The sequence below is a fragment of the Actinoplanes sp. HUAS TT8 genome (assembly GCF_051380535.1).
In the GTDB taxonomy this organism is placed as follows: Bacteria; Actinomycetota; Actinomycetes; order Mycobacteriales; family Micromonosporaceae; genus Actinoplanes.
This window is the reverse complement of the sequence record NZ_CP195646.1, coordinates 5,546,397-5,566,260: the sequence shown is the minus strand read 5'-3', so window position 1 is coordinate 5,566,260 and position 19,864 is coordinate 5,546,397. Positions and strand designations below refer to the sequence as shown.

At 68.8% G+C, this 19,864-nt stretch carries 22 protein-coding genes and 1 pseudogene; 15 read left to right on the top strand and 8 right to left on the bottom strand.

The window, feature by feature from the left end; genetic code table 11:
• Positions 1 to 127: 127 nt before the first annotated feature.
• The 4 genes from ACSHV8_RS24785 to ACSHV8_RS24770 all read left to right on the top strand — a co-directional run bounded on the left by ACSHV8_RS24785 (position 128) and on the right by ACSHV8_RS24770 (position 4,080).
• Positions 128 to 1,420, top strand: coding sequence for a glutamate-5-semialdehyde dehydrogenase (locus ACSHV8_RS24785; protein ID WP_436536181.1), 1,293 nt, complete (start codon positions 128 to 130; stop codon positions 1,418 to 1,420).
• 91 nt (positions 1,421 to 1,511) lie between these two features.
• Positions 1,512 to 1,799, top strand: coding sequence for an acyl carrier protein (locus tag ACSHV8_RS24780; RefSeq protein ID WP_436536179.1), 288 nt, complete (start codon positions 1,512 to 1,514; stop codon positions 1,797 to 1,799).
• The gene (locus ACSHV8_RS24775) at positions 1,796 to 2,797 is read left to right on the top strand and encodes a hypothetical protein (protein ID WP_436536177.1); all 1,002 of its coding nucleotides are present in this window, start codon (positions 1,796 to 1,798) and stop codon (positions 2,795 to 2,797) included. The genes ACSHV8_RS24780 and ACSHV8_RS24775 overlap by 4 nt, the downstream gene beginning before the upstream one ends.
• Before the next feature lie 26 nt (positions 2,798 to 2,823).
• Positions 2,824 to 4,080, top strand: a complete 1,257-nt coding sequence (locus tag ACSHV8_RS24770) for an aminotransferase class III-fold pyridoxal phosphate-dependent enzyme (RefSeq protein ID WP_436536175.1) — start codon at positions 2,824 to 2,826, stop codon at positions 4,078 to 4,080.
• Between the two features lie 50 nt (positions 4,081 to 4,130).
• On the opposite strand, the gene ACSHV8_RS24765 is transcribed toward ACSHV8_RS24770, so the two are convergent.
• Positions 4,131 to 5,396, bottom strand: a complete 1,266-nt coding sequence (locus tag ACSHV8_RS24765) for an ATP-grasp domain-containing protein (RefSeq protein ID WP_436536173.1) — start codon at positions 5,394 to 5,396, stop codon at positions 4,131 to 4,133.
• 506 nt (positions 5,397 to 5,902) lie between these two features.
• Entirely contained in the window at positions 5,903 to 6,610 is a 708-nt protein-coding gene (locus ACSHV8_RS24760; RefSeq protein WP_436536171.1) for an SDR family oxidoreductase, read from the bottom strand.
• A 152-nt stretch (positions 6,611 to 6,762) separates the two neighbouring features.
• Here ACSHV8_RS24760 and ACSHV8_RS24755 point away from each other — a divergent pair, with 152 nt between their 5' ends.
• The gene (locus ACSHV8_RS24755) at positions 6,763 to 7,227 is read left to right on the top strand and encodes a winged helix-turn-helix transcriptional regulator (RefSeq protein WP_436536169.1); all 465 of its coding nucleotides are present in this window, start codon (positions 6,763 to 6,765) and stop codon (positions 7,225 to 7,227) included.
• A 34-nt stretch (positions 7,228 to 7,261) separates the two neighbouring features.
• Here the strand turns inward: ACSHV8_RS24755 and ACSHV8_RS24750 are convergent, their stop codons facing one another.
• Positions 7,262 to 8,905: an FAD-dependent oxidoreductase gene (locus ACSHV8_RS24750; protein ID WP_436536167.1), complete on the bottom strand. Its 1,644-nt coding sequence runs from the start codon at positions 8,903 to 8,905 to the stop codon at positions 7,262 to 7,264.
• Between the two features lie 43 nt (positions 8,906 to 8,948).
• Positions 8,949 to 9,407 carry a winged helix-turn-helix transcriptional regulator gene (locus ACSHV8_RS24745; RefSeq protein WP_436536165.1) on the bottom strand — a complete coding sequence of 153 codons (459 nt, stop codon included), beginning with the start codon at positions 9,405 to 9,407 and terminating at the stop codon, positions 8,949 to 8,951.
• Between the two features lie 117 nt (positions 9,408 to 9,524).
• On the opposite strand from ACSHV8_RS24745, the gene ACSHV8_RS24740 reads away from it, so the two are divergent.
• From ACSHV8_RS24740 to ACSHV8_RS24730, 3 genes and pseudogenes are all read left to right on the top strand, one after another.
• The gene (locus ACSHV8_RS24740) at positions 9,525 to 10,310 is read left to right on the top strand and encodes an alpha/beta hydrolase (protein WP_436536163.1); all 786 of its coding nucleotides are present in this window, start codon (positions 9,525 to 9,527) and stop codon (positions 10,308 to 10,310) included.
• Positions 10,307 to 11,152, top strand: a complete 846-nt coding sequence (locus tag ACSHV8_RS24735; protein ID WP_436536161.1) for an enoyl-CoA hydratase/isomerase family protein — start codon at positions 10,307 to 10,309, stop codon at positions 11,150 to 11,152. The genes ACSHV8_RS24740 and ACSHV8_RS24735 overlap by 4 nt, the downstream gene beginning before the upstream one ends.
• A gap of 221 nt (positions 11,153 to 11,373) precedes the next feature.
• Positions 11,374 to 12,505, top strand: a pseudogene (locus ACSHV8_RS24730) (IS30 family transposase).
• A 176-nt stretch (positions 12,506 to 12,681) separates the two neighbouring features.
• Here ACSHV8_RS24730 and ACSHV8_RS24725 read toward each other — a convergent pair.
• The gene (locus tag ACSHV8_RS24725) at positions 12,682 to 13,218 is read right to left on the bottom strand and encodes a TetR/AcrR family transcriptional regulator (RefSeq protein ID WP_436536159.1); all 537 of its coding nucleotides are present in this window, start codon (positions 13,216 to 13,218) and stop codon (positions 12,682 to 12,684) included.
• A 71-nt stretch (positions 13,219 to 13,289) separates the two neighbouring features.
• On the opposite strand from ACSHV8_RS24725, the gene ACSHV8_RS24720 reads away from it, so the two are divergent.
• The 3 genes from ACSHV8_RS24720 to ACSHV8_RS24710 are packed head-to-tail and all read left to right on the top strand — an operon-like array spanning position 13,290 to position 14,698.
• Positions 13,290 to 13,535, top strand: coding sequence for a hypothetical protein (locus tag ACSHV8_RS24720; protein ID WP_436536157.1), 246 nt, complete (start codon positions 13,290 to 13,292; stop codon positions 13,533 to 13,535).
• Complete coding sequence (locus ACSHV8_RS24715) at positions 13,532 to 13,699, top strand: hypothetical protein (protein ID WP_436536155.1); 168 nt, start codon at positions 13,532 to 13,534, stop codon at positions 13,697 to 13,699. The genes ACSHV8_RS24720 and ACSHV8_RS24715 overlap by 4 nt, the downstream gene beginning before the upstream one ends.
• A 57-nt stretch (positions 13,700 to 13,756) precedes the next feature.
• Positions 13,757 to 14,698, top strand: a complete 942-nt coding sequence (locus ACSHV8_RS24710) for an RNA-guided endonuclease InsQ/TnpB family protein (protein WP_436536153.1) — start codon at positions 13,757 to 13,759, stop codon at positions 14,696 to 14,698.
• Here the strand turns inward: ACSHV8_RS24710 and ACSHV8_RS24705 are convergent.
• On the bottom strand, positions 14,673 to 15,353 hold the full coding sequence (locus tag ACSHV8_RS24705) for a maleylpyruvate isomerase N-terminal domain-containing protein (RefSeq protein WP_436536151.1): 681 nt from the start codon (positions 15,351 to 15,353) through the stop codon (positions 14,673 to 14,675). The two genes, ACSHV8_RS24710 and ACSHV8_RS24705, sit on opposite strands and share 26 nt — an antisense overlap.
• A 326-nt stretch (positions 15,354 to 15,679) precedes the next feature.
• Here ACSHV8_RS24705 and ACSHV8_RS24700 point away from each other — a divergent pair, with 326 nt between their 5' ends.
• The 4 genes from ACSHV8_RS24700 (at position 15,680) to ACSHV8_RS24685 (ending at position 18,276) form a co-directional block, all read left to right on the top strand.
• A complete protein-coding gene (locus ACSHV8_RS24700; protein ID WP_436536893.1) occupies positions 15,680 to 16,141 on the top strand; it encodes a tyrosine-type recombinase/integrase in 462 nt (153 codons plus the stop codon).
• Positions 16,142 to 16,323: 182 nt separating this feature from the next.
• The gene (locus tag ACSHV8_RS24695; RefSeq protein WP_436536149.1) at positions 16,324 to 16,824 is read left to right on the top strand and encodes a GyrI-like domain-containing protein; all 501 of its coding nucleotides are present in this window, start codon (positions 16,324 to 16,326) and stop codon (positions 16,822 to 16,824) included.
• Positions 16,825 to 16,829: 5 nt separating this feature from the next.
• The gene (locus tag ACSHV8_RS24690) at positions 16,830 to 17,387 is read left to right on the top strand and encodes a hypothetical protein (protein ID WP_436536147.1); all 558 of its coding nucleotides are present in this window, start codon (positions 16,830 to 16,832) and stop codon (positions 17,385 to 17,387) included.
• Positions 17,388 to 17,409: 22 nt separating this feature from the next.
• The gene (locus ACSHV8_RS24685; protein ID WP_436536145.1) at positions 17,410 to 18,276 is read left to right on the top strand and encodes a GNAT family N-acetyltransferase; all 867 of its coding nucleotides are present in this window, start codon (positions 17,410 to 17,412) and stop codon (positions 18,274 to 18,276) included.
• On the opposite strand, the gene ACSHV8_RS24680 is transcribed toward ACSHV8_RS24685, so the two are convergent.
• Positions 18,216 to 18,701, bottom strand: coding sequence for a cupin domain-containing protein (locus ACSHV8_RS24680; RefSeq protein ID WP_436536142.1), 486 nt, complete (start codon positions 18,699 to 18,701; stop codon positions 18,216 to 18,218). The two genes, ACSHV8_RS24685 and ACSHV8_RS24680, sit on opposite strands and share 61 nt — an antisense overlap.
• A gap of 2 nt (positions 18,702 to 18,703) precedes the next feature.
• Positions 18,704 to 19,669 (bottom strand): helix-turn-helix domain-containing protein, encoded by a 966-nt coding sequence (locus tag ACSHV8_RS24675; protein WP_436536140.1) that lies wholly within the window; start codon positions 19,667 to 19,669, stop codon positions 18,704 to 18,706.
• Positions 19,670 to 19,864: the final 195 nt, after the last annotated feature.

Here is a 19,864-nt window from a genome sequence, read left to right as displayed (position 1 = left end):
CCGGTGGTATCTAGTTGCCACCCGGGTTTGGTGCAGGAAAGAGACAGCGTGGTTTGCCGGCGTCGTCCTCGGCGAATGTCTCCGCCGTCAGGCCGCTGAGGCGGGTTGCGAACACTGGGGAGACACGATGGACGCGACTGCGATCGACGAATGTCTGGCCGATTGCCGACGCACGCTGGGCGACGCCCCGCCGGTCGGTGACCCGGCCTACCCGCGCTTCGTCGCGGCCGTCCGGCGCATCCTCGGCGAGCGGTGGGAGTTCGTCGTCGCGGCCAATCGAACGGACGTGGTCCGTGGCCGCGAGCGCGGGCTGCCCGACGGGATGCTGCACCGGATGACGCTCACCGATGCACATCGCGATGCCGCGTTCGCGCTGACCGGCCAGTTGCCTGCCCAGATCGAGCAGGCCGCGGCACCGTCGCGCGATGTGACCGGTCCGCACGGCACCCGGTCACGCCGCATCGCCCGGCCGCTGGGCGTGCTGCTGATGATCTACGAGTCGCGGCCGTCGGTCACGATCGACGGCGCTTTGCTGCCGGTCTGCGCGGGCAACGTCGTGCTGCTGCGCGGCGGGTCCGAGATCGGCGCCACCAACGCCGCCCTGGCCGAGGTCTTCGAGCAGGCGCTGCAGGAGGCGGGACTGCCCACCGGCATGGTCCGTGTCCTGAACGACCTCGACCGGGCCGGACTGCGCAAGCTGCTCGCCCGGGACGACGCCATCGATGTGCTGATCCCGCGGGGCAGCCCCAGCCTCACCGACGCGTGCCGCTCGCTGTCCAAGATCCCGATGATCGTCGGTGGTGGCGGCGTCAACCACCTGTACGTACACACCACCGCGGACCCGGACCTGGCCGTGCGGATCGTCCTCGACGGCAAGCTGCACGAACCAGAGGGCTGCACCGCCCTGGAAACGGTCCTGCTGGACGCCGCCGTGGCGCCGCGGTTCTGGCAAACCTTCAAGAAGTACGCCGGCGAGCTTGCCGGGTCCGGCTTGAAACTTCGGGTCGACGCCGACATGGCCGCCGCACTGCCGGCCGAGCTGACCCGGGTCGTCGCCGTCGAACCGCGCGACGACAGCGACTTCGGCCGCGAGTTCCTCGACCGGACGTTGTGCGTATCCACCGTGGGCGACACCGACGACGCCGTCAAACACGTCCGGCGCTACGGCAGCGCCCATACCGAGGCCATCGTCACCGGCGACGACGACGTGGCCGACCACTACTGCGCCCAGATCGACGCGGCCATGGTGATCGTCAACGGCTCCGTGCGGCTGCACGACGCACCGACGCTCGGACTGGGCAGCGAGATCGCCATCAGCACCAGCCGGTTGCACGTGCGCGGCCCGGTCACTCTCGCCGACCTCATGAGCTACAGCTGGCGTGTCGACGGCGCCGGCACCCTGCGTTTCCGCCAGACCTGAGACACCGCTGCCCGGCCGGACACCGTCCGGGCGAACAAGTCGTGAGCCGACAAGCACCGTCCCCGAGAACCACCGCGATGGAGGAGTCCCCGTGTCAGAAACGACCCGCGTTCCCGACCGGCAAGCCGTCACCGACGCCGTCAAGCGGCTGGTCGTGCGCGAATCGCGCCTGTCGATCGGAGCGCAGCAGATCGCCGACGACGAGCCGCTCAACGGTTCGCTGCTACGCATCACCTCGATGGGCCTGCTCGGCATGCTCATCAAGCTCGAGGACGAACTCGACGTCACCCTGCCGGACGACATCTTCGTCGGCAAGGTGATGTACAAGGTGTCCGACCTCGTCGACGTGGTCAGCGAGGGTGCCGAGGTGACCCGATGAGCGTCGAGGCGACCGTGCGCACCCACGAATCCCAGGGGACCTGTCTGACGGTCAACCTCGTGACCTACCTCGGCGCGACCGAGGCCGACCCGCGGGGCCGGGTCGCGCGTTCGGTGCGCCTCGCGGTACGCACCGACGAGCCCCACGGGCTGCTCGCCTTCTCCCATCACCGCCACTCGCTCGGCCATCTCAGCGACGGGCGCCGCCTGTTCTACCGCACCGCCTCCGACACCGCGACCCTGGCCCGCCGGTTGCGTGAGCAGTCGGGCCGCGACGGCTCCGTCCTGGTCGTCACCTATGCCGGCTCGATGCCCTGGTCACTGGCCGACGCCGCGGACAGCGCCCCGCACCTGGTCCGGGTCGTCGCGTGCGACGGCGACCACTGGGAGGTCGACGACGCCTTCACCGCTCTGCTGCCGGGCGGGCAGCAGCACCCGTTCCGTGGCCGGATCACGACCACCGAGCTCAGCCGGGCGATGACCGCGCCGAACGACCTCGAGCCGGAGCAGCTGTTGCGCCTGACGCACGCCTTCGGTGACACCACCGTCGTCCCGGACGACCACCGTTTCCTCTGGGTCGCCCCCGAGGAAGCGGACCGGCAGCCGCAGATGCCCGCGCCGCCGAGCTGGAACACCGGCCTGACCGAGGTCCTCGCCTACCTGACCGACTTCTTCTGCGCTCTGGCGGAAAACCCCCAGCGGGAACGGCACATCGACGATCTGTGGGCCGCCGCCCAGCACCACATCTTCCGTTACACCCACCTGCTCGACGGCCATGACCTCGGCGACGACGACCGCGAGAGCGTCGAGCAGGCGCTGATCACGTGGTCGAACCTGCCCATGTCACTGCACTTCGCCGCCGACTCGGCCAAGCGTGGCCGCCCGCGCCCCGCCCTTGTGCGCACCGCTTTCACCGCCATCGCCGACGCCGAGCGGCAGTGCGCGCCCCTGCTGGCCCGCTACGGCTACCGGCCCGGCGACCAGCTCGCCCACGTCTGATCCCACACCCCGAGCTAAGGAGCACCATGACCGCCGAAGCAGTACGTACCCAGGCGCCCGCCCTGTGGTTCAGCACCCTGACCTCGCGCATCGACCCGGCGTATCAGCAGCGGGCGCTGGTGTCCGGACACGGCGTCTTCCTGCGCGACGTGTCCGGCCGCGAGTACCTGGACGCCCGCTCGATGCTCTGGAACGCCGCCCTCGGCTACGGCTACCGGCCGGTCGCGGACGCGATCACCGGGCAGCTCCAGCAGCTCGGCGTCGGACAGATGATTCGCTTCGAGCAGCCCCCACAGATCGCGCTCGACTACGCCGAACGGCTGGTCGCCGCGCTGCCGGACACCATCACCCAGGTCCGGTTCTGCACGACCGGGGCGCAGGCCGTCGAGGGTGCCGTCATGCTGTCGCGCTTCGTGCGCCGCCACGACGAACCCCAGCGGCGTGACGTGATCGCCCTGTGGGACGGCTACCACGGCATCGGCGGGCTGGCCAGCGGCCTGACCGGAGAGAAGCCGCTGCATGCGATCGAGGGCCGCACGGTCCGCGACGTGCACCACGTCGCGGCCGGCGACATCGAGCAGCTGCTGTCGACCATCGAGCGGGTCGGGTCCGACCGCATCACCGCCGTGCTGCTGGAGCCGATCCTGGGCACCGGCTTCGTCGAACTGTCCGCGAGCTACCTGCAGCAGGTGCAGAAGGTGTGCCGCGAGCGGGGGATCCACCTGATCGTGGACGAGGTCACCACCGGGTTCGGGCGCACCGGAACGTTGACCGTGTCGGGTCGCCTCGGCCTGGAGCCCGACATGATCCTGCTGAGCAAGGGCATCACCGCCGGCTACATGCCGCTGTCGGCGATCGCCGTCAATCAGGAGATCGCCACTCGCGCACTCGACAGCGACGTCGTCTTCCCGCACGGGTCGACCTGCGACGGGCACCCGCTGGCGCTGGCCGCGGCCGACGCCGTGCTGACCGCGTTCGCCGACGGAAAGATCTTCGACAACGTGGTCGAGCGCGGGGCGCAGCTGATGACGGCCGTGCAGAAGCTGGCCACCGAGCTACCGATCATCACCGGCGTGCACGGGCGCGGCCTGATGATCGCGGTCGAGCTGGCCGGAACCGACGGCGCGACGATGACCACGATCAAGGATGCGTGCCGCGACAGCGGTCTGCTGGTGGCCCTCTGCGGCGATCTGGTGCTGCTGACGCCGCCACTGATCATCACCGCGGCCGAGGTCGACACGCTCACCGACCGGCTGGCCGCGGGCATCCGCGCCGCCCTCTGAACGCCGAAGAAGGCGCCCGTGGCCACGGCCACGGGCGCCTTCGTGTCTGCTCAGCGGTGTTCGATCTCGGTGACGGTCAGCGCCGCCCCGGCGCGGTCCAGGGCCGCCGCGCACTCCTGGTGGCTGCCGGCGACGGCAACGGCGAGGGCGACCCGGCCGACCATGAGGCCGTTCGGTGGTGGCGACTTGACGTCACCGTGCGCGGCGAGCGCCTCGGCCCGGTCGATCGCCGCGGGCAGCCGGGCACCGTCGAACGTCACCTCGTCGATGACGGTCGCGTCGTGCGGAGGATAGAAGTAGCGGATGGCGGCGACCCGCCGCTCGCCCGACGGTCCGGGCAGCGGCGCCCGCCCGCACGCCACCGCCGCCGCGACCAAGCCGACGTCGGGACCGCCGCTGCGCAGGCCGAGATAGGGGATGAGGTCACCGCCGATCCGCGCGTTGACCTCGATCACCTGCGGGCCGCGGCGATCCAGTCGCAGCTCGGTGTGGGTGATACCGTGCCGGAAACCGAGCGCCGCATGGGTGTCGCGCAGCACGCCGATCACCACCGGGTCGGTAAGCAGCGGATCGTGGCCGTCGACTACGTGGCCGGTCTCCTCGAAATGCGGCTCGAAACCGACCTGTTTGCGGGCGATGCAGAGCACGTGGACCTCGCCGTTCACGACTGCCGCGTCGATACTGATCTCGGGGCCGTCGATGTATTCCTCGATCAGGGTGCTCGCGTCCTGCTGCGGCATCTCGGGAATCAGACTCTGGCTGGCCCGGGCGAACGCGAACGAGGCCCGGGTCTCGGCTTCCGAGGCGACCTTGACCACGCCCAGGCTGCCGGCGAGCGCTCGCGGTTTGACGACCACCGGATAACCGAACTCCGCGGCCACCCGGACGGCTTCGTCCACCCTGGTGACCGCCGCCGAGCGCGGCTGCGGCACGCCCTCGGCGCTCAGCGCCTCCCGGGTCAGATGTTTGTCACGGCACCGGTTGATCGCCTCGACGTCACCGCCGGGCAGGCCGAAGGTGCGGGCGAGGCGGGCCGCCAGCATGATCCACGACTCGTCCCAGCAGAGCACGCCGTCGAAGGGGTCAGCCTCGGCCACCTTGGCCATGAGCGCCTCGACGGCGGGCTCGTCGGTCAGGTCGTCGACGACCGTCCAGTCGTCCAGGTACTGCCGCTCCCAGCTGGGTTCGGCGTGGTGCAGCAGGTGTACTCGGTACTGCGTGGCTACCGACCGGAGCAGGTATTCGCGGAAATTCCGCTTTCCCGGTGTGACGATGAGCAGATGCGGTTTCGTGACAGAGGTGCTCGTCGATGTCATGACGCTACAGGTGCCCCGTCGCACGCCGCTGAATCTCGGCGAAACGAAGCGAACCGAGATAGCCGTGGCCGGGGCGCAGGGCTTACCGATGACGGCTTGGTCGAGTTCGCCGCCAGCACTGCCGGTGGCCAGGTGCTGGCGGATCCGGATGTGGTCATCCAGGGAGAACAGGTGTTTCGCCGGTGATACCAGGCCCACCATCGACCATGCAGCCCAGTTGGTTTCGCGGTCGGCCTGATTGCTCGCTGCCCGGCCTGTTGTGTGGTGAGCCGACCGACCGGGTGACTGCCTGGAGGTCGCCCTGGCGCCGGGTGATCCGATGCCGCCGGTGATGATCGCCGGCAACGGGACCCGGGCATGGTGGCGTGCGGCCGAATACGGTTACGGCTGGGCCGCGATGCGGATCTTATCGGACGAGGTGGCCGCCGCTCCGGTGACGCCGGGCGAGCCCGCGGCGCGGGCCGGCGCTCGACGACGACCCGGCCGAGGCGGCCGGGCAGGTGGGCTCATTCGCCGCCGGGCAGGCCGTACAGGTCGGCGATGCTGCCGGAGAGGGCGGCCTTGACGGCGATCGCCCGGTCGTCGGCCAGGACCTCGTGCTCGCCGTTCTCGAGGCCGTCCAGGCCGGCGCGCACGATGTCGGCCGGGTCGTTTTTGTCGTCGGTGACCATGGAGATCATCGGGGTGTCGGTGTAGCCCAGGTGCAGGCCGACGACCTGGGTGTTCTGGGCGGCGAGTTCGACACGGAACGAGTTGGTGGCCGACCAGAAGGCGGCCTTGGCGGCGCTGTAGCCGCCGGCGACGCCGAGCCAGCTCAGGACCGAGTGCACGTCGAGGAAGGCGCCGCCGCCGTTGGCGCCGAGCACCGGGGCGAAGCCGCGGTTGACCAGGACGGCGCCGAAGAAGTTGGTTTCGAAGATCTCCCGGATCCGCTCGATCGGGGTGCCGGTGATGGTGTCGCCGTGGGTGTAGATGCCGGCGTTGTTGATGACGATGGTGGCGTCCTGGGCGGCCTCGACCGCGGCCGCGATCGAGCCGGCGTCGGTGACGTCGAGGGGGAGGGCGACCACCCGGTCGTCGTTCCAGTCCCGTGGGGTGCGGGCGGTGGCGTAGACCTTGGCGGCGCCTCGGTCGAGTGCCTGCTTGACGAACTCCTGACCGAGGCCGCCGTTGGCACCGGTCACGACCACTACGGCGTCTTTGATGCTGGTCATGATGACCCTCCTATGCTGGATTGGAAAACACAACCTAGCATCGCGGCGGTCCTGATCGGCGGTGTTGTGGCGGACGGCTCATCTGAGTTGTAAAAAACAATCCAGTGGTTATCGTGGGCCGATCGATCGCCCAGGGAGCACCAGGGGGAAATATGACCATCGCCAAGTTCGCCGGGGTCAGCTGCTCGGTGGCGCGGAGTCTGGCCGTGCTCGGCGAGCGCTGGACACTGCTGATCGTCCGCGATGCGCTCAGCGGGCTGACCAGGTTCGAGGCGTTCCGGGAGTCGCTGGGCCTCGGCGCCGACGTGCTCACCGACCGGCTCAACACCCTGGTCGAGTACGGCGTGATGGACAAGCGCAGCTACCAGGAGGCGGGCGCCCGGGCCCGGCACGAGTACCACCTGACCGAGGCCGGGCGGCAACTGCACGTCGTCATCGGCGGCTTGCAGCTGTGGGGTGACGCCAACCTGCCGTGGCCGTCCGGGCCTTCCACGGAACGGCTCGATCGCCGTACGGGAAAGCCGGTGGGTGTGGCTTTTGTCGATGACGACGGACAGCGGCTTTCCGACGAACAGATAGACGTCGTGCACCACAACGGATATCCGCATCGCAACTAGCGAATGCGCCGCCGGACCGGCGGCGCATTCCCGGTCACTTCTCGGTGGTGCGCAGGGCGGCGTGGACCGAGCTGACCGCGCTGGCGCCCTCACCGACCGCGGCCGCGACCCGCTTCATCGAGCCGGAACGGACGTCACCGGCGGCGAAGATGCGGGGCCGGCTGGTCTCGAAAGGCAGCGGCCGGCGACCCAGCGCCGCCCAGCTGCCGCCGAGGTCCCGATCGTCCAGTTGGGCGTCGGTGCGTAGGAAGCCGTGCTCGTCGGCGGCGAGACCGTCGAGCCAGGCGGTCGCCGGGGTCGCGCCGATGAAACAGAACAGGCCGCGACACTCCTGAGGCCCGGCTGCTCCGGAGACACTGATCTGCTCCAGATGATCGTCCCCGTGCAGGGCCGTGACCTCGGACTTGGTCCGGACCGTGATGGCGGGGTCGGCGAGGATGCGATCGGCCAGGTAGGACGACATCCCGGCGTACAGATCCGGCGCGCGGACGACCAGGGTGACCTGACTGCCGCGGCCGGCCAGATACAGCGCGGCCTGCCCGGCTGAGTTCGCACCACCGACGACGGCCACCGGCCGGGTTCCGCAGGCGCGGGCCTCGATCTCGGTCGCGGCGTAGTAGATGCCCGCGCCCTCGAATCGGGCCCAGTGCGGCAGCGGCAGGGAACGGTATTTCGCGCCGGTGGCGATCACCGCGGCCCGCGCCGAGATGGTGGTGCTGTCGGTGAGGACCACGCGGACCCGGTCCGGTTCGGAGTGCAGCTCGGCGACCGGGCAGGGGCTGGCGATGCGGGCGCCGAACTTCTGTGCCTGCACGGCGGCGGCCGCGGTCAGCTCGTTGCCGCTGATACCGGAGGTGAAACCGAGGTAGTTCTCGATCCGGGAGCTGGCCGCCGCCTGCCCGCCGGCCGCGACCGAGTCCAGCACGAGCGTGCGCAGGCCCTCGGAGGCTCCGTAGACGCCGGCGGCCAGGCCGGCCGGACCGGCGCCGATGACGACGAGGTCGACCTGCTCGCCGCTGGTGGGCCGGTAGGACAGGCCGAGGTGTTCGGCGAGGACACTCGGCGTCGCGCGGCGCAGGACGGCGCCGGGGGTGATCACGACGGGCAGGTCGTCGTCGGCGGCCGACACCGCCCGGGCCAGCGCTGCGCCGGCCGGGGTCTCGACGTCGTTCCAGGTGTGGGGCAGTTGCAGGCGGGCGGCGTAGGTGCGCAGCGCGAGCGTCGGCGCTGATGCGGCCCGGCCGACGACCTCCAGGCTGCGGGCTGCCTGGCCGTCGCGCAGCGCGCGCCGACGGGCGATCAACGCCCGCAGCACGAGGTCGGACAACTCCGGGTCGTGATCCATCAGCGTACGGAAGGCGGCCGGACCGATGCGGCGCAGCTGCGAGTCCTCGGTGGTGCGCGCGCTCAGGTAGGCCGACTGCAGCGTGAGCAGGTTCAGTTCGCCGGTGAACTCGCGCGGCCCGTAGGCGGCCACTGTCACCTCGTGCTCGTCGGCGGTCGCCGGTCGCACGATCTCCACCCGGCCGGCCTGGACGACGACCATGTCGCAGACGTCGTCGCCGGCCTGGAAGATCCAGGTGCCGGCGGGCCGGCGATCGGGGGTGCCGTAGGTGAGCAACCGCTGCCACTGCTCGTCGGTGAGAACGGGTCGCTCCTCGGTGGATCTGGGTTCCACCGCCGCGGCTCCTCGCTAGGTTGTAAAAAACAACCTAGCAGGCCTACCGCGGGTAGGTCGCGGTGCGAACCGCGTCGACCTGATCCAGCGGCACCTCGTGGCCGCTCTCGTCGACGAAGGCGACCCGGACCGGCGCGTCGGTCGCGTGCCGGCGGCGCACCACGGTGGGGCTCTCCGGCCGGGGCAGGTGGTCGTCGCCCCACTGCTGGAGCCCGGCGATGATCACGTGCAGCTCCCGGCCGACCGGGGTCAGGTGGTACTCGTGCCGGGCTCGGCTCCCCGCGTCCTGATACGGGTCCTTGGTCATGATGCCGTTCTCGATCAGTGTGTTCAGCCGGTCGGCGAGCACGTCGGCGGCGACCCCGAGGTTGCTGCGGAACGAGTCGAAGCGGGTCTCGCCCTCGAAGGCGAGCCGCAGGATGAGCAGAGTCCAGCGCTCGCCGAGCACGGACAGGCTGCGCGACACGGAACAGCTGCTGTCCCGCAGCTTTGCGATGGGCATGGATCTCGCCTCCGGGGGAGCTGGTGAAGCCCGCCGAGTTTAACAACTTTTCCAACTCAGCCGTCGCGAACGTCACTCTGACTTGTTTTTTCCAACTCAGGTGGTCACGGTGGACCCATGACCACACCACCCGTCGTCTTCATCCACGGTCTCTGGATCCACAGCGCCGCCTGGCAGCCGTGGCAGGAACTGTTCGCCGCGGCCGGCTACACCACCCACGCGCCCGGCTGGACCGGAGACGCCGCCACACCCGCGGCCACCCGGGCCCGTCCCGAAGCCCTGGCCGGGATCGGGGTCGCCGAACTCACCGCCGGATACGCCCGCTTCCTTGAGGGCCTGCCGGCCCGGCCCATCGTCATCGGCCACTCCTTCGGCGGCCTGATCGCGCAGAAGCTGCTGGCCGACGGCCTGGCCGACGCGGCTGTGGCCCTGAGCCCGGCGCCGGTCAAAGGCGCCACCAAACTGCCGCTCGCCCAGATCCGCTCCGCGCTTCCCGTGCTGCGCAGCCCGAAGAACAAGGACCGGGCCGTGGTGCTGACCGAGCGCCAGTTCCGCTACGGCTTCGGCAACGCCGTCAGCCGGGACGAGTCACGCAAGCTGCACGACGCCTATGCCATCCCGGGCCCCGGCCGCCCGATCTTCGAGCTCACCGCGGCCAAGAAAGACCCACAATCACCGACCAAGGTCAATTTCTCGGCCGTACGGGGTCCTCTGCTGATCACCGGCGCCGGGGCCGACCACACCGTGCCCGAAGTGGTCAGCCGCCAGGCGTACGGCCTCTACTCGCAGTCGCCGTCGGTGACCGACTACCACGTCTTCCCGGACCGCGGTCACTCGCTGGTCTTCGACAGCGGCTGGCGCGAGGTCGCCCAGCACGTCCTGACCTGGGTCGGCCGGGCATGACCTTTCCGGAGCAGTTCCAGCCCCAGCACCTGAAGCTGACCGTCGAGTCGCCGGCCTTCTGGCGCGTCACCTTCGACAACCCACCCGTCAACGTCATCGGCCCGGCGATGATGTCCGACCTCAAGACCCTGCTCACCGAACTGGAGAGCAACGACACCGTCAACGTCGTGGTCTTCGACAGTGCCGACCCGGACTTCTTCCTGGCCCACTACGACCTGGCCGCCGACCCGGCCGACGCCGAAGCACTGCCCAGCCCGACCGGCTACCCGGCCTGGGTCGACATCACCGTCCGGATCAGCAAGCTGGCCGCGGTCACCATCAGCGCCATCCGGGGCATCGCCCGCGGCGCCGGCAGCGAGTTCGCACTCGCCACCGACATGCGCTTCGCCAGCCTCGAAAAAGCCGTACTCGGCCAGATGGAGGTCGGCTTCGCCGCGGTCGCCGGCGGCGGCGCCGGCGGACGCCTTCCCGCTCTGGTCGGCCGGGGCCGCGCGTTCGAGATCCTGCTCGGCGGCAACGACTACGACGGCGCCACCGCCGAGAAGTACGGCTACGTCAACCGCGCGATCCCGGACGCCGGTTTCGAGACCTTCGTCAACGACTACGCCACCCGTGTCGCGGGCTGGAACCACCAGGCGCTGGCCGAGATCAAATCCTTCGTCAACAAGTACACCCGGCTGCCGGACGCGGAGTTCCCGCTGCACTCCGACGCCTTCTGGGGCGCCGCCGGCCGGCCTGAATTCCAGAGGACCGCGGCGCTGCTGTTCGCGAAGGGACTACAGGAGCGCAGCCCGATCGAGTACCACCTCGGCGACGACATCGCCGCCATCGTCCAACCCTGACAGGCCCCCAGGGGAGCGTCATACGACCTTCGGCCCGGCGAACCGGTGGCTATGACGGCTGTATTCGGCCCCACCAGGGCGGCTTAGGTTCTAACGGTCGTCGCAACACCTGACTCGCTCAGGAGTTGCCGTGTCGAAACCCCGTCGTCCGCGGAAGCCACCGGGTGCCGGTCCGGAGCAAGCGAAAACGTGATCACGACCTTCGCCTCATGGCGCAGGGCATTAACAGCTCGGCAGCCTGCCGGGAAGTCGGGATCAACCGTCGCACCGGCATCCGCTGGCGATACGGCCGAACCGTCACCAACGCGGACGGCGAGTCGCGGATCTACCCGCCGATCGCTGCGCCAAAGCGGGCTCTCTCAGTTCGCTACCTGTCCGAGGACGAACGCATCCCCATCGCCGTTGAGCACCGGGCTGGCAGATCGATCCGAGCCATTGCCCAGCTTCTGGACCGGGCGCCGTCAACGATCAGCCGGGAGATCAGCCGCAACAGCGACCCGGTAACCGGCGAGTACCACCCCTTCGCCGCCCACCAACGTGCAGCGGCACGCCGCCCACGAGCCAAGCCGGCGAAGCTGCACACCAACACCGAGCTGCGTGACCTGGTACAAGGATGGCTGGATCAGCGGTGGAGTCCGGAGCAGATCTGCCGCGTCCTGCCGTTGCAGCATCCCGACCGGCCAGAACTGCGGCTGACACACGAAACGATCTATCAGGCGGTGTACCGGCCCGATCGCGGCGGCCTGACGCGCAGCCGGTCGCCATTGCGGCGAACCGGACGCACGTATCGCAAGCGCCGTCGCAGCTGCGAGCAACGGATCCCGCGGTTCACCGATCGCTCGAAGAGCATTCACGACCGGCCCGCCACCGCCAACGACCGCGGTATGCCCGGACACCGGGAAGGCGACCTGATCATGGGCGCCCAGAACCGGACAGCGATCGGGACCTTGGTCGAGCGCAGCACCCGCTACGTCGTCCTCGTCCACCTCCCGCAAGGCCGCAACGCCGCACACTTCCGCGACCGGCTTCACCGTGTTCTCCACCCTTCCGGCCTCGCTGCGGCAGTCGCTGGCCTGGGATCAAGGCGTCGAGATGGGGCGGCATGCAGAGTTCACCGCAGCCACCAGCGCACCGGTCTACTTCTGTGACCCGGCCAGCCCGTGGCAACGTGGCTCCAACGAAAACACCGACGGCGTGCTCCGCCAGTACTTCCCCAAGAGCAGCGACCTCAGCGTGCACACCGTCGAAGACCTGACCGCCGTGGCCGCCGAACTCAACAACCGGTCGCGCAAGATTCTCGGCTGGGACACCCCTGCTCAGCGGTTCACCCGATTGCTCGCCGAAGCTGCATGATCACGTTTACTGATCTGCCGATGAGCGGATACCTGGTCAAGCACTGGAGGGCGAGTTCGGCAATGCGGGGGCCGTATTCGGGACGGCGTCGACGACGACGGCCGGGCGTCCTCGACTGCCGGCATGGCAGCGTCGGTGGCGGCGCCTCAAGCGCACGTGGTCTTGCCGGCCTGTGGTCAAAGGCGGCGTAGGCCGGCAAAGACGACTTCGAGAATACGAGCTTGCAGGTGCTGGTCCCATCCACCCTGCATGGCGCCTTGGCACACACTGGCGAGCAGTGCCATCACCTCCCGCACCTGCACCTCGGTAGAGACGGTCCCTGCGTCCTGTGCTTGCCGCAGCAGCTTGCCCACCGCCTGCTCGAGCGCAGCGACCGCGTCGGGAAGACGGATGTCCACCCCGGCCCCGGCAAGCAGGTCGACAACGGTCTTTTTCGCCGCGGCCTCCGCCACCATGTGGGCGAAGAACGTGTATAGGTCCTGCGTGCCGGCATCTTCGACGAGTTGAACCAGCAGTCGCTTCATGATCGCCGTGAGTAGATCGCTCTTGGTCGGGAAATGCCGAAAGACCGTGCCGATGGCGACGCCGGCCCGCCGAGCGACTTCCTCGGTGGAGGCGCGAGGGCCGGATTCGGCGAAGACCGTCTCGGCGGCGTCCAGTATGCGAGCCCGGTTGCGCAACGCATCCGCGCGCAGCGGCGACCCCTCTACCAAAATGAGTCTCCACTCACTATCCTCGCTGGGAAGCCGAGTTCCAACTCATCTTATCTTTCCGGAGGACGGCGATGACACCGACCGAGATCTTCGACAACATGCGCGCCCGCTGGCTCGCCAACGTGGCCACCTATGACGCCGACTTGCTCGCCGACGAAGTGGTGATCGAGACGCCGTTCGCCGCCCCTGGGCGACCCACCAGCATCGAGGGCAAACAACGAGTCCTTGAGTACACGCAAGCAGGCCGCGCGCAGTTTCCCTTCCGATTCGACGACTGTCGCAACGTGGTGGTACACAAAACAGCGGACCCGAGGTGATCGTGGTCGAGTACGAACTGGTCGGCACGCATACAACAACTGGCGCAACCGCTTCGGCACCGTTCATCGGAGTGCTGCGGACCCGGGACGGCAGGCTGGCCCACTGGCGCGAATACCAGCACACCCTCGCCATTGCCCAGGCCGTCGGCCAAGTAGGACCCTGACAGCTGCGACAGCCACGACGACGGCGACGAGTAACGCACGCTCATGCCGCCGATCGTGTGCCCCTGCCGCGTCAGCAGTCCCGCGAAGCGGGCGAGAAGTACATCTCCGACGGCGACCTGTCGAAGTTGGTCATCACCCAGGCCAAGGACACCCCGGACCGGGCGTGGCTGGGCGAGGTCTCAGCCGTGGTGTTGCAGCAAGCCCTGGCCGACCTGAACACCGCCTACCGCAACTTCTTCAACTCGCTGTCCGGCAAACGCGCGGGCCGCAAAGTGGCCCCGCCCCGGTTCCGGTCCCGTAAGGACAACCGGCAGGCGATCCGGTTCACCAAGAACAGCAGGTTCAAGATCTGCGACAACGGCCGACTGCGGCTGCCGAAGATCGGCGACCTGCCGGTCCGCTGGTCACGCACCCTGCCCTCGGACCCGTCCAGCGTCACCATCATCAAGGACGCGGCAGGCCGGTACTTCGCCTCGTTCGTCGTGACCATCGGCGAGAACGAGACGCTGCCGCCGGTCGAACCGGAGACCGGTATCGACCTCGGCCTGACCTACTTCGCCGTCATGTCCGACGGCAGCAAGGTGACCGCGCCGAAGTTCCTGCGCCGCGCGGCCCGCAAACTCAAACGGTTGCAGCAGGCCCTTTCGCGCAAGACCAAGGGCAGCAACCGCCGCAAGAAAGCCGTCATGCAGGTCGCCCGCGCTCATGCGCGGGTGGCCGACACCCGGCGGGACTGGCAGCACAAGCTGTCCACGGCGATCATCCGCGACAACCAAGCGGTGTACGTCGAGGACCTGTGCGTGACCGGTCTCGGCCGGACCCGGCTCGCCGCATCCGTGCACGACGCCGGGTGGGCCAGCTTCACCACCATGCTGGAGTACAAGGCTCAGCGTTACGGGCGCACCTTCGGCCGCAGCGCAACCGGCCACCTGGCCTGTCAGCGTGTGCTCGTGCCGATCACAGTGCGCGTCGTTAACCCAGAACAGGTAGCTGCCTGACTAGCTCCGGCGCTTCTGTTCGCTCTTCAGGATCAGGCTTGATCCGGCCCGCACCGAGAAGAATGATCCGCTCGTCCGACCATGTCCCCGGTGCATTCGCCCCGGCCAAGTCCTCGACGGTCAAGCAGGCAAGCCGCAGGGCCGCTGGAGCGGGCTGTGGTAGCACCAGCTCTCGTCCCATATCCAGCTGATGAATAGTCAGCTCGACGGCCCAGGTGGCAAGAAAGTCGCCGGTCGAGAGGACATGCCCCTGAAATCGCACCGCGGCCGGCTCGAGCCGAGAGATGGCGGCGCGGACGCCCTCCACTGTCGGCAGCATATGCCGCACGGCGTTGGACGGCCGTCGGTATGACCCACTCAGGAGCCGGATGAACCGCATGCCGGCAATCTGGTCGCCGTTGTCATCGTTAGCGGGAAGTGTGATCCGCCAATAGCTGCCGGCGTCTGTCTCGGGCACTTCCGAGGTGACACTCACCAAGCCAAGAAGCATATCTTGAAGGCCGAGGTGGACGTGCACGACTACATCCCCCACGGTCCAGCCCGTGCACCGGCTGGCCGCCATGAGCTGGAGGTCGCTAAGGCTGTCGGCGCACTGCGTGAAGCCATCGAGCGCCGCAAGAAACGCGGTCCGCCCATCTTCATGATCGACATTCATGAGCTTCCGCCTCCGCATGACCGGTGGGAGGCATACTCTCATGCCGCCACGAGCGTGATGGCTGTGGGAGAAAGATCAAGTGCCGAGCGTCGGTCATCGCGGGGAGAGCACCGCACGCTCCGAACTGTCAGTGCCAGCGCCGGGCGTTCGAAGCAAGCGGTCATCGACCAGATCCTCCCGCATTCACCGGCCGACTACGTCCGTCGGCCGCTGGTCCCTCCCGAGTCGCCCCCGCTCGGCCTCAACCATCTGCAGTTCGAGGCGATGATTCCTGCTGCCCGGCTGTCGGCCAACATCAATGACTTCGCCCTGGTCGCCATGCCGGGCTGCTCGGGCTACGGATCTTCGAAGCCTGCGGCGCCAACGTCGCCGACCTCGGCGAGGAACACGGCCACCGCGTCCTCAGGGTCCGCGGCAAAGGCGGCAAGGTCGTCCTGGTTCCACTGCCGCCGGCGGTGGCCCGGGCGATAGACCGCGCTGTCGACGAACGCGACGACGGCCCGATCCTGCGTAACGCCCGTGGCGCCCGGATGGACCAGCACGCGGCAACTCGGCGGCTCAAGCTCCTGGCTGAGACTGCCGAGTTGCGGAAGCCAAAGATGCACCCGCACATGCTGCGGCCTACGTTCGTCACCACCATGCTCGACGCCCGCGTCAGCCTCCGCGACGTCCAGATCGCCGCCCGGCACGCCGACCCGCGCACCACCATCCGCTACGACCGTGCCCGCAAGAACCTTGACCGCCACCCCAACTACATCCTCGCCGCCTTCATGGCTTCCGGAACATAGCCGCAGCCGAAGCGCGACCATGCCGAGTTCAGTGCGCAGTCTGGCCGTGCTGGTTTGGGCCTAGGAGGAAACGGCGCGACTCTGACACGGCTTCGGCAGTTGACCTTGACCTTGGTTGATGTCGCGTAGTATCGCGATTCCCGAGACAACGTCGACATTGCCGAATCGCATGGAGGTTCCCGGTGGAACTCGTCGATGGTCCGTCGATCGTTGCCAAGCCCGCTCGGCACTATATCGGTATCCGTCTTGTTACGCCGTTCCGCGGAATGTTCGCCGTGCGGGACCGGCTCATGGACGAGTTGTACTCCTGGGCGGACGACCGAGCGATCGCGTACGGTCACACGTTCTTCCGTCTCCATGTGGTGGACATGGGTGGCCCCATGGACGTCGAGGTTGGGGTCATTACCGACGAGGCGATCGGGGACAGCGGCCGGGTACGCGCCGGAGTGCTGCCGGCCGGCCGGTATGCAACCTTGGCCTACATCAACCATGGTCGGCGTGCCAACGGCATGTTGCGAGATTGGAGCCAGGAGGAGGGCCTCGCGCTGGACTGCACGGCAAGTCCCGAAGGCGAGCGATTCGGTTGCCGGTATGAGGCCTATCTGACCGACCCGCGGTCGGAGCGCATGAAGACCCGTTGGCAAATCGAATTGGCCATTCGCCTAGCCGACAAGCTTCCTTGAGAGTCGTGTCATTCCGCTCCTGCCGGCGCGGACCCGAGAACTCAAATCAAGTGACCTCATCTGCCGCAGTCCGCGCGTCAGTCTGGGGCGTTGCATCTGATGCCGACGCCACCGGCCGGCCTGAATTCCAGAGGACCGCGGCGCTGCTGTTCGCGAAGGGACTGCAGGAGCGCCGCCCGATCGAGTACCACCTCGGCGACGACATCGCCGCCATCGTCCACCCTGACAGGCCCCCAGGGGAGCGTCATACGACCTTCGGCCGGCGAATCGGACTACGGGTCTCCGAGATCGCGTTCGGCACGGCCACCTTCGGCACCAAATGGCCGAGCGGCGCCGACGAACAGACCTCGGCCCGTATCTTCACCACGGTCGCCGAGGCCGGCGGCACCTACCAGCGCGGTGAGTCCGAGCGGTTCCTCGCGACTGCCGCAGAATCCTGGCGGCGTCTGAGATCGGTTGCGGCCGTGGTGTACTCGGGACGTGCCCGACCCTCTCCTTCGCGATTTCCGGCCTGGCGACGCCGCGGTAATTCACGAGTTGCACATTCGGCACGCTGCGGCTGACCTCGTCGATGTCCACTCCACCATGGAGTTGCTCCTGGACGCCGACGCGGTGCGGCGAAGGATGCAGGCGGCGGACTGGGCGACCGTCGCGGTCGACGAGTCCGGGACGGTGATCGGGTGGGGCCTGCTGCGGTCCTGGTCCGAAGCCGACGGGACCCGCGTGCACCTCACTGACGGCTATGTGGCGCCGCCGGCCCGGCGGCTCGGCTTGGGCCGGCGGCTGCTGCACGAGGGCGAGAGGGCCGCGACCCGGCTACGCGCCGGCCACATCGGCAGCGGCCCGGTCATGCTCGGTGGCAACGCCTCGTCGGTGCAGCCGGACCGGACGTCGCTGTTGCAGCGCAACGGATACCGGCGAGTGCTCACCATGATCGAGATGGAACAGGACGATTCATCCGTACGGCCTCGTGAACTGCCCACCGGCGTCACGGTCCGAGCCGCCACGATCGACGACGCCGGCCCCCTCGTCGCCCTCTCGGCCCGCGCGTGGGCCGGCCGCGCGTTCTACAGCCAGCCCACCGAGGAACGGCTGCGCACGTGGCTCAGCCGGTCACAACTCGACCTGGTCCAGGTCGCGACCGCCGGCGACCGTGTGGTGGGACTGGTCGCCGTGAACCGGGCGCCCGCCCGCACCGAGATCGAGGACGTCCAGGTCGATCCCGATTTCCAGCGCCGCGGCCTGGCGACCGCGATGATGACCCGGGCGCTGGGCCCGCTGATCGAGCAGGGCGCCGGACCGATCCGCCTGCACACCGAGGGCCACGATCCGGCCGGAGCGCGGGCGCTGTACGAACGGCTCGGCTTCCGGGTGGTCCGCGAATACCACCGCTACCGCAAGCCGCTCGGTCCGGGCGCTGCGGCGTATTCGTCCGAGATCTCGGTGGCGTAGTTCTTCCACAGCGGTTTCATGGTCTCGGCGTTGACCGGCTGCCCGGAATCGATCATGGCCTTGAAGTCGCGGAAATACTGCACGTACAGGTCCGGCGTGAACGTGTTCAGCATGACCGCGTTCACGTCGCCGACGTTGGCGAACGTGTGCGGCGCCCCGGTCGGCACGATCACCCAGGTGCCCGGCCCGGCGTCGTAGTGCTCCTCGCCGACGGTGAACCGGAACGTTCCGGCCAGCACGTAGAAGCCCTCGTCGTGCTGGGCGTGGCGGTGCTGCAACGGGCTCGGGGTGCCCGGCGGAATGGTGACCTCGGCGAACCCCAGCCGGTGGTCGGTGTGCTCGCCGTTCTCCAGGATCCGGATCTGCTGCGCCCCACTGCCGAGGATCTCGCCCTCACCAGGGCGGACGATGTTCACCTTCGCCATGACTACTCCTCTTGCCGTTGCCTGCCTTGGTGACCACCATCCTGTTCCGGGCCGGCCGTGCGCGTCTTGGTCGTCCGCGCACGGTTGCTGGTCACCAGCGCGCGGGCGGTGTAGCCGAACGTCGACTTGAAGAGCTTGCTGAAATGGGTGGCATCGGAGAACCCCCACCGGGCGGCCACGGCGGTGACCGTACGTCCACCGGCGGTCAGCTCGGCCCGGCAGCGTTCGAGGCGGCGCCGCCGGATCAGGGCCGCGACGGTGAGCGGCTGATCCTCGAACAGCTTGTGCAACCGGCGTACGGAAATGTGGTGGGCAGTGGCAATGCCCAGCGGGGACAGATCAGGATCGGCCAGCCGGGCCTCGATGTAACCGGCGATCCGGTTGCGTAGCCACTCGTCCGGGGCCGGTTGCTCGTCGCCGAGCCGGGCCTCCAGCGCGACCGCGATCAGCTCGATGACGGCTGCCGCCGACCGCAGCGCCTCCGCCTCGCGGAAGTCGGTCGCCGACAGCGCTGATTGGCGCGCCAGCACGGAGACCAGAGCACCCGGACCGTGGCGGCCGTCGATGCGCCGGCCGACGAGCCGGTCGATCTGCGTGGGCCGGATCCGCAGCTCCCGGCGCGGAACCAGGATGGTGACGTGCGCCGCGGCAGTGCTCTCGAACCGCAGCGTCCGCGTCGGATCGAGCAGCACTAGATCGGCCGGCCCGAGCTCGGCGTCGCCGCGCCCCTGCTCGATCCGCGTCCGGCCCCGGGTCATCACCTTGACCGCCAGGTTCTCGCCGCCGGAGGCGTTGCGCTCGCGACCGATGCAGGCGCTCTCGGGGGTGTCGAGCGAGACCAGCCGCAGCGGCCCCAGGTCACGGGTGGCGATCCGGCCCCGGAAATCGGCCCCGGCCAGCTTGTTGACCAGCGGCGGGAACCCGCTGGCGGCCAGCTCGTCCTGGAACGTCTCAAGGTTGCCGATCACCGGTCAACGATAACGACGCCGCGGCGAGGACCCGGGCGCTCGGCCCGCTGATCAAGCAGGGCGCCGGACCGATCCGCCTGCACACCGCGGGCCATGATCCGGCCGGCGCGCGAGCACTGTACGAACGGCTCGGCTTCCGGGTGGTCAGCGAATATCACCGATTCCGCAAACCGCTCAGCCGGGCCTGACGGCCAC

Excerpts from the sequence above, each read along its gene's own strand:
- ACSHV8_RS24785 (WP_436536181.1), top strand. The coding sequence starts at position 128 with ATGGACGCGACTGCGATCGACGAATGTCTGGCCGATTGCCGACGCACG.
- ACSHV8_RS24775 (WP_436536177.1), top strand. The coding sequence starts at position 1,796 with ATGAGCGTCGAGGCGACCGTGCGCACCCACGAATCCCAGGGGACCTGT.
- ACSHV8_RS24770 (WP_436536175.1), top strand. The coding sequence starts at position 2,824 with ATGACCGCCGAAGCAGTACGTACCCAGGCGCCCGCCCTGTGGTTCAGC.
- ACSHV8_RS24765 (WP_436536173.1), bottom strand. The coding sequence starts at position 5,396 with ATGACATCGACGAGCACCTCTGTCACGAAACCGCATCTGCTCATCGTC.
- ACSHV8_RS24760 (WP_436536171.1), bottom strand. The coding sequence starts at position 6,610 with ATGACCAGCATCAAAGACGCCGTAGTGGTCGTGACCGGTGCCAACGGC.
- ACSHV8_RS24755 (WP_436536169.1), top strand. The coding sequence starts at position 6,763 with ATGACCATCGCCAAGTTCGCCGGGGTCAGCTGCTCGGTGGCGCGGAGT.
- ACSHV8_RS24745 (WP_436536165.1), bottom strand. The coding sequence starts at position 9,407 with ATGCCCATCGCAAAGCTGCGGGACAGCAGCTGTTCCGTGTCGCGCAGC.
- ACSHV8_RS24740 (WP_436536163.1), top strand. The coding sequence starts at position 9,525 with ATGACCACACCACCCGTCGTCTTCATCCACGGTCTCTGGATCCACAGC.
- ACSHV8_RS24735 (WP_436536161.1), top strand. The coding sequence starts at position 10,307 with ATGACCTTTCCGGAGCAGTTCCAGCCCCAGCACCTGAAGCTGACCGTC.
- ACSHV8_RS24720 (WP_436536157.1), top strand. The coding sequence starts at position 13,290 with ATGACACCGACCGAGATCTTCGACAACATGCGCGCCCGCTGGCTCGCC.
- ACSHV8_RS24705 (WP_436536151.1), bottom strand. The coding sequence starts at position 15,353 with ATGAATGTCGATCATGAAGATGGGCGGACCGCGTTTCTTGCGGCGCTC.
- ACSHV8_RS24685 (WP_436536145.1), top strand. The coding sequence starts at position 17,410 with ATGGAGTTGCTCCTGGACGCCGACGCGGTGCGGCGAAGGATGCAGGCG.
- ACSHV8_RS24680 (WP_436536142.1), bottom strand. The coding sequence starts at position 18,701 with ATGGCGAAGGTGAACATCGTCCGCCCTGGTGAGGGCGAGATCCTCGGC.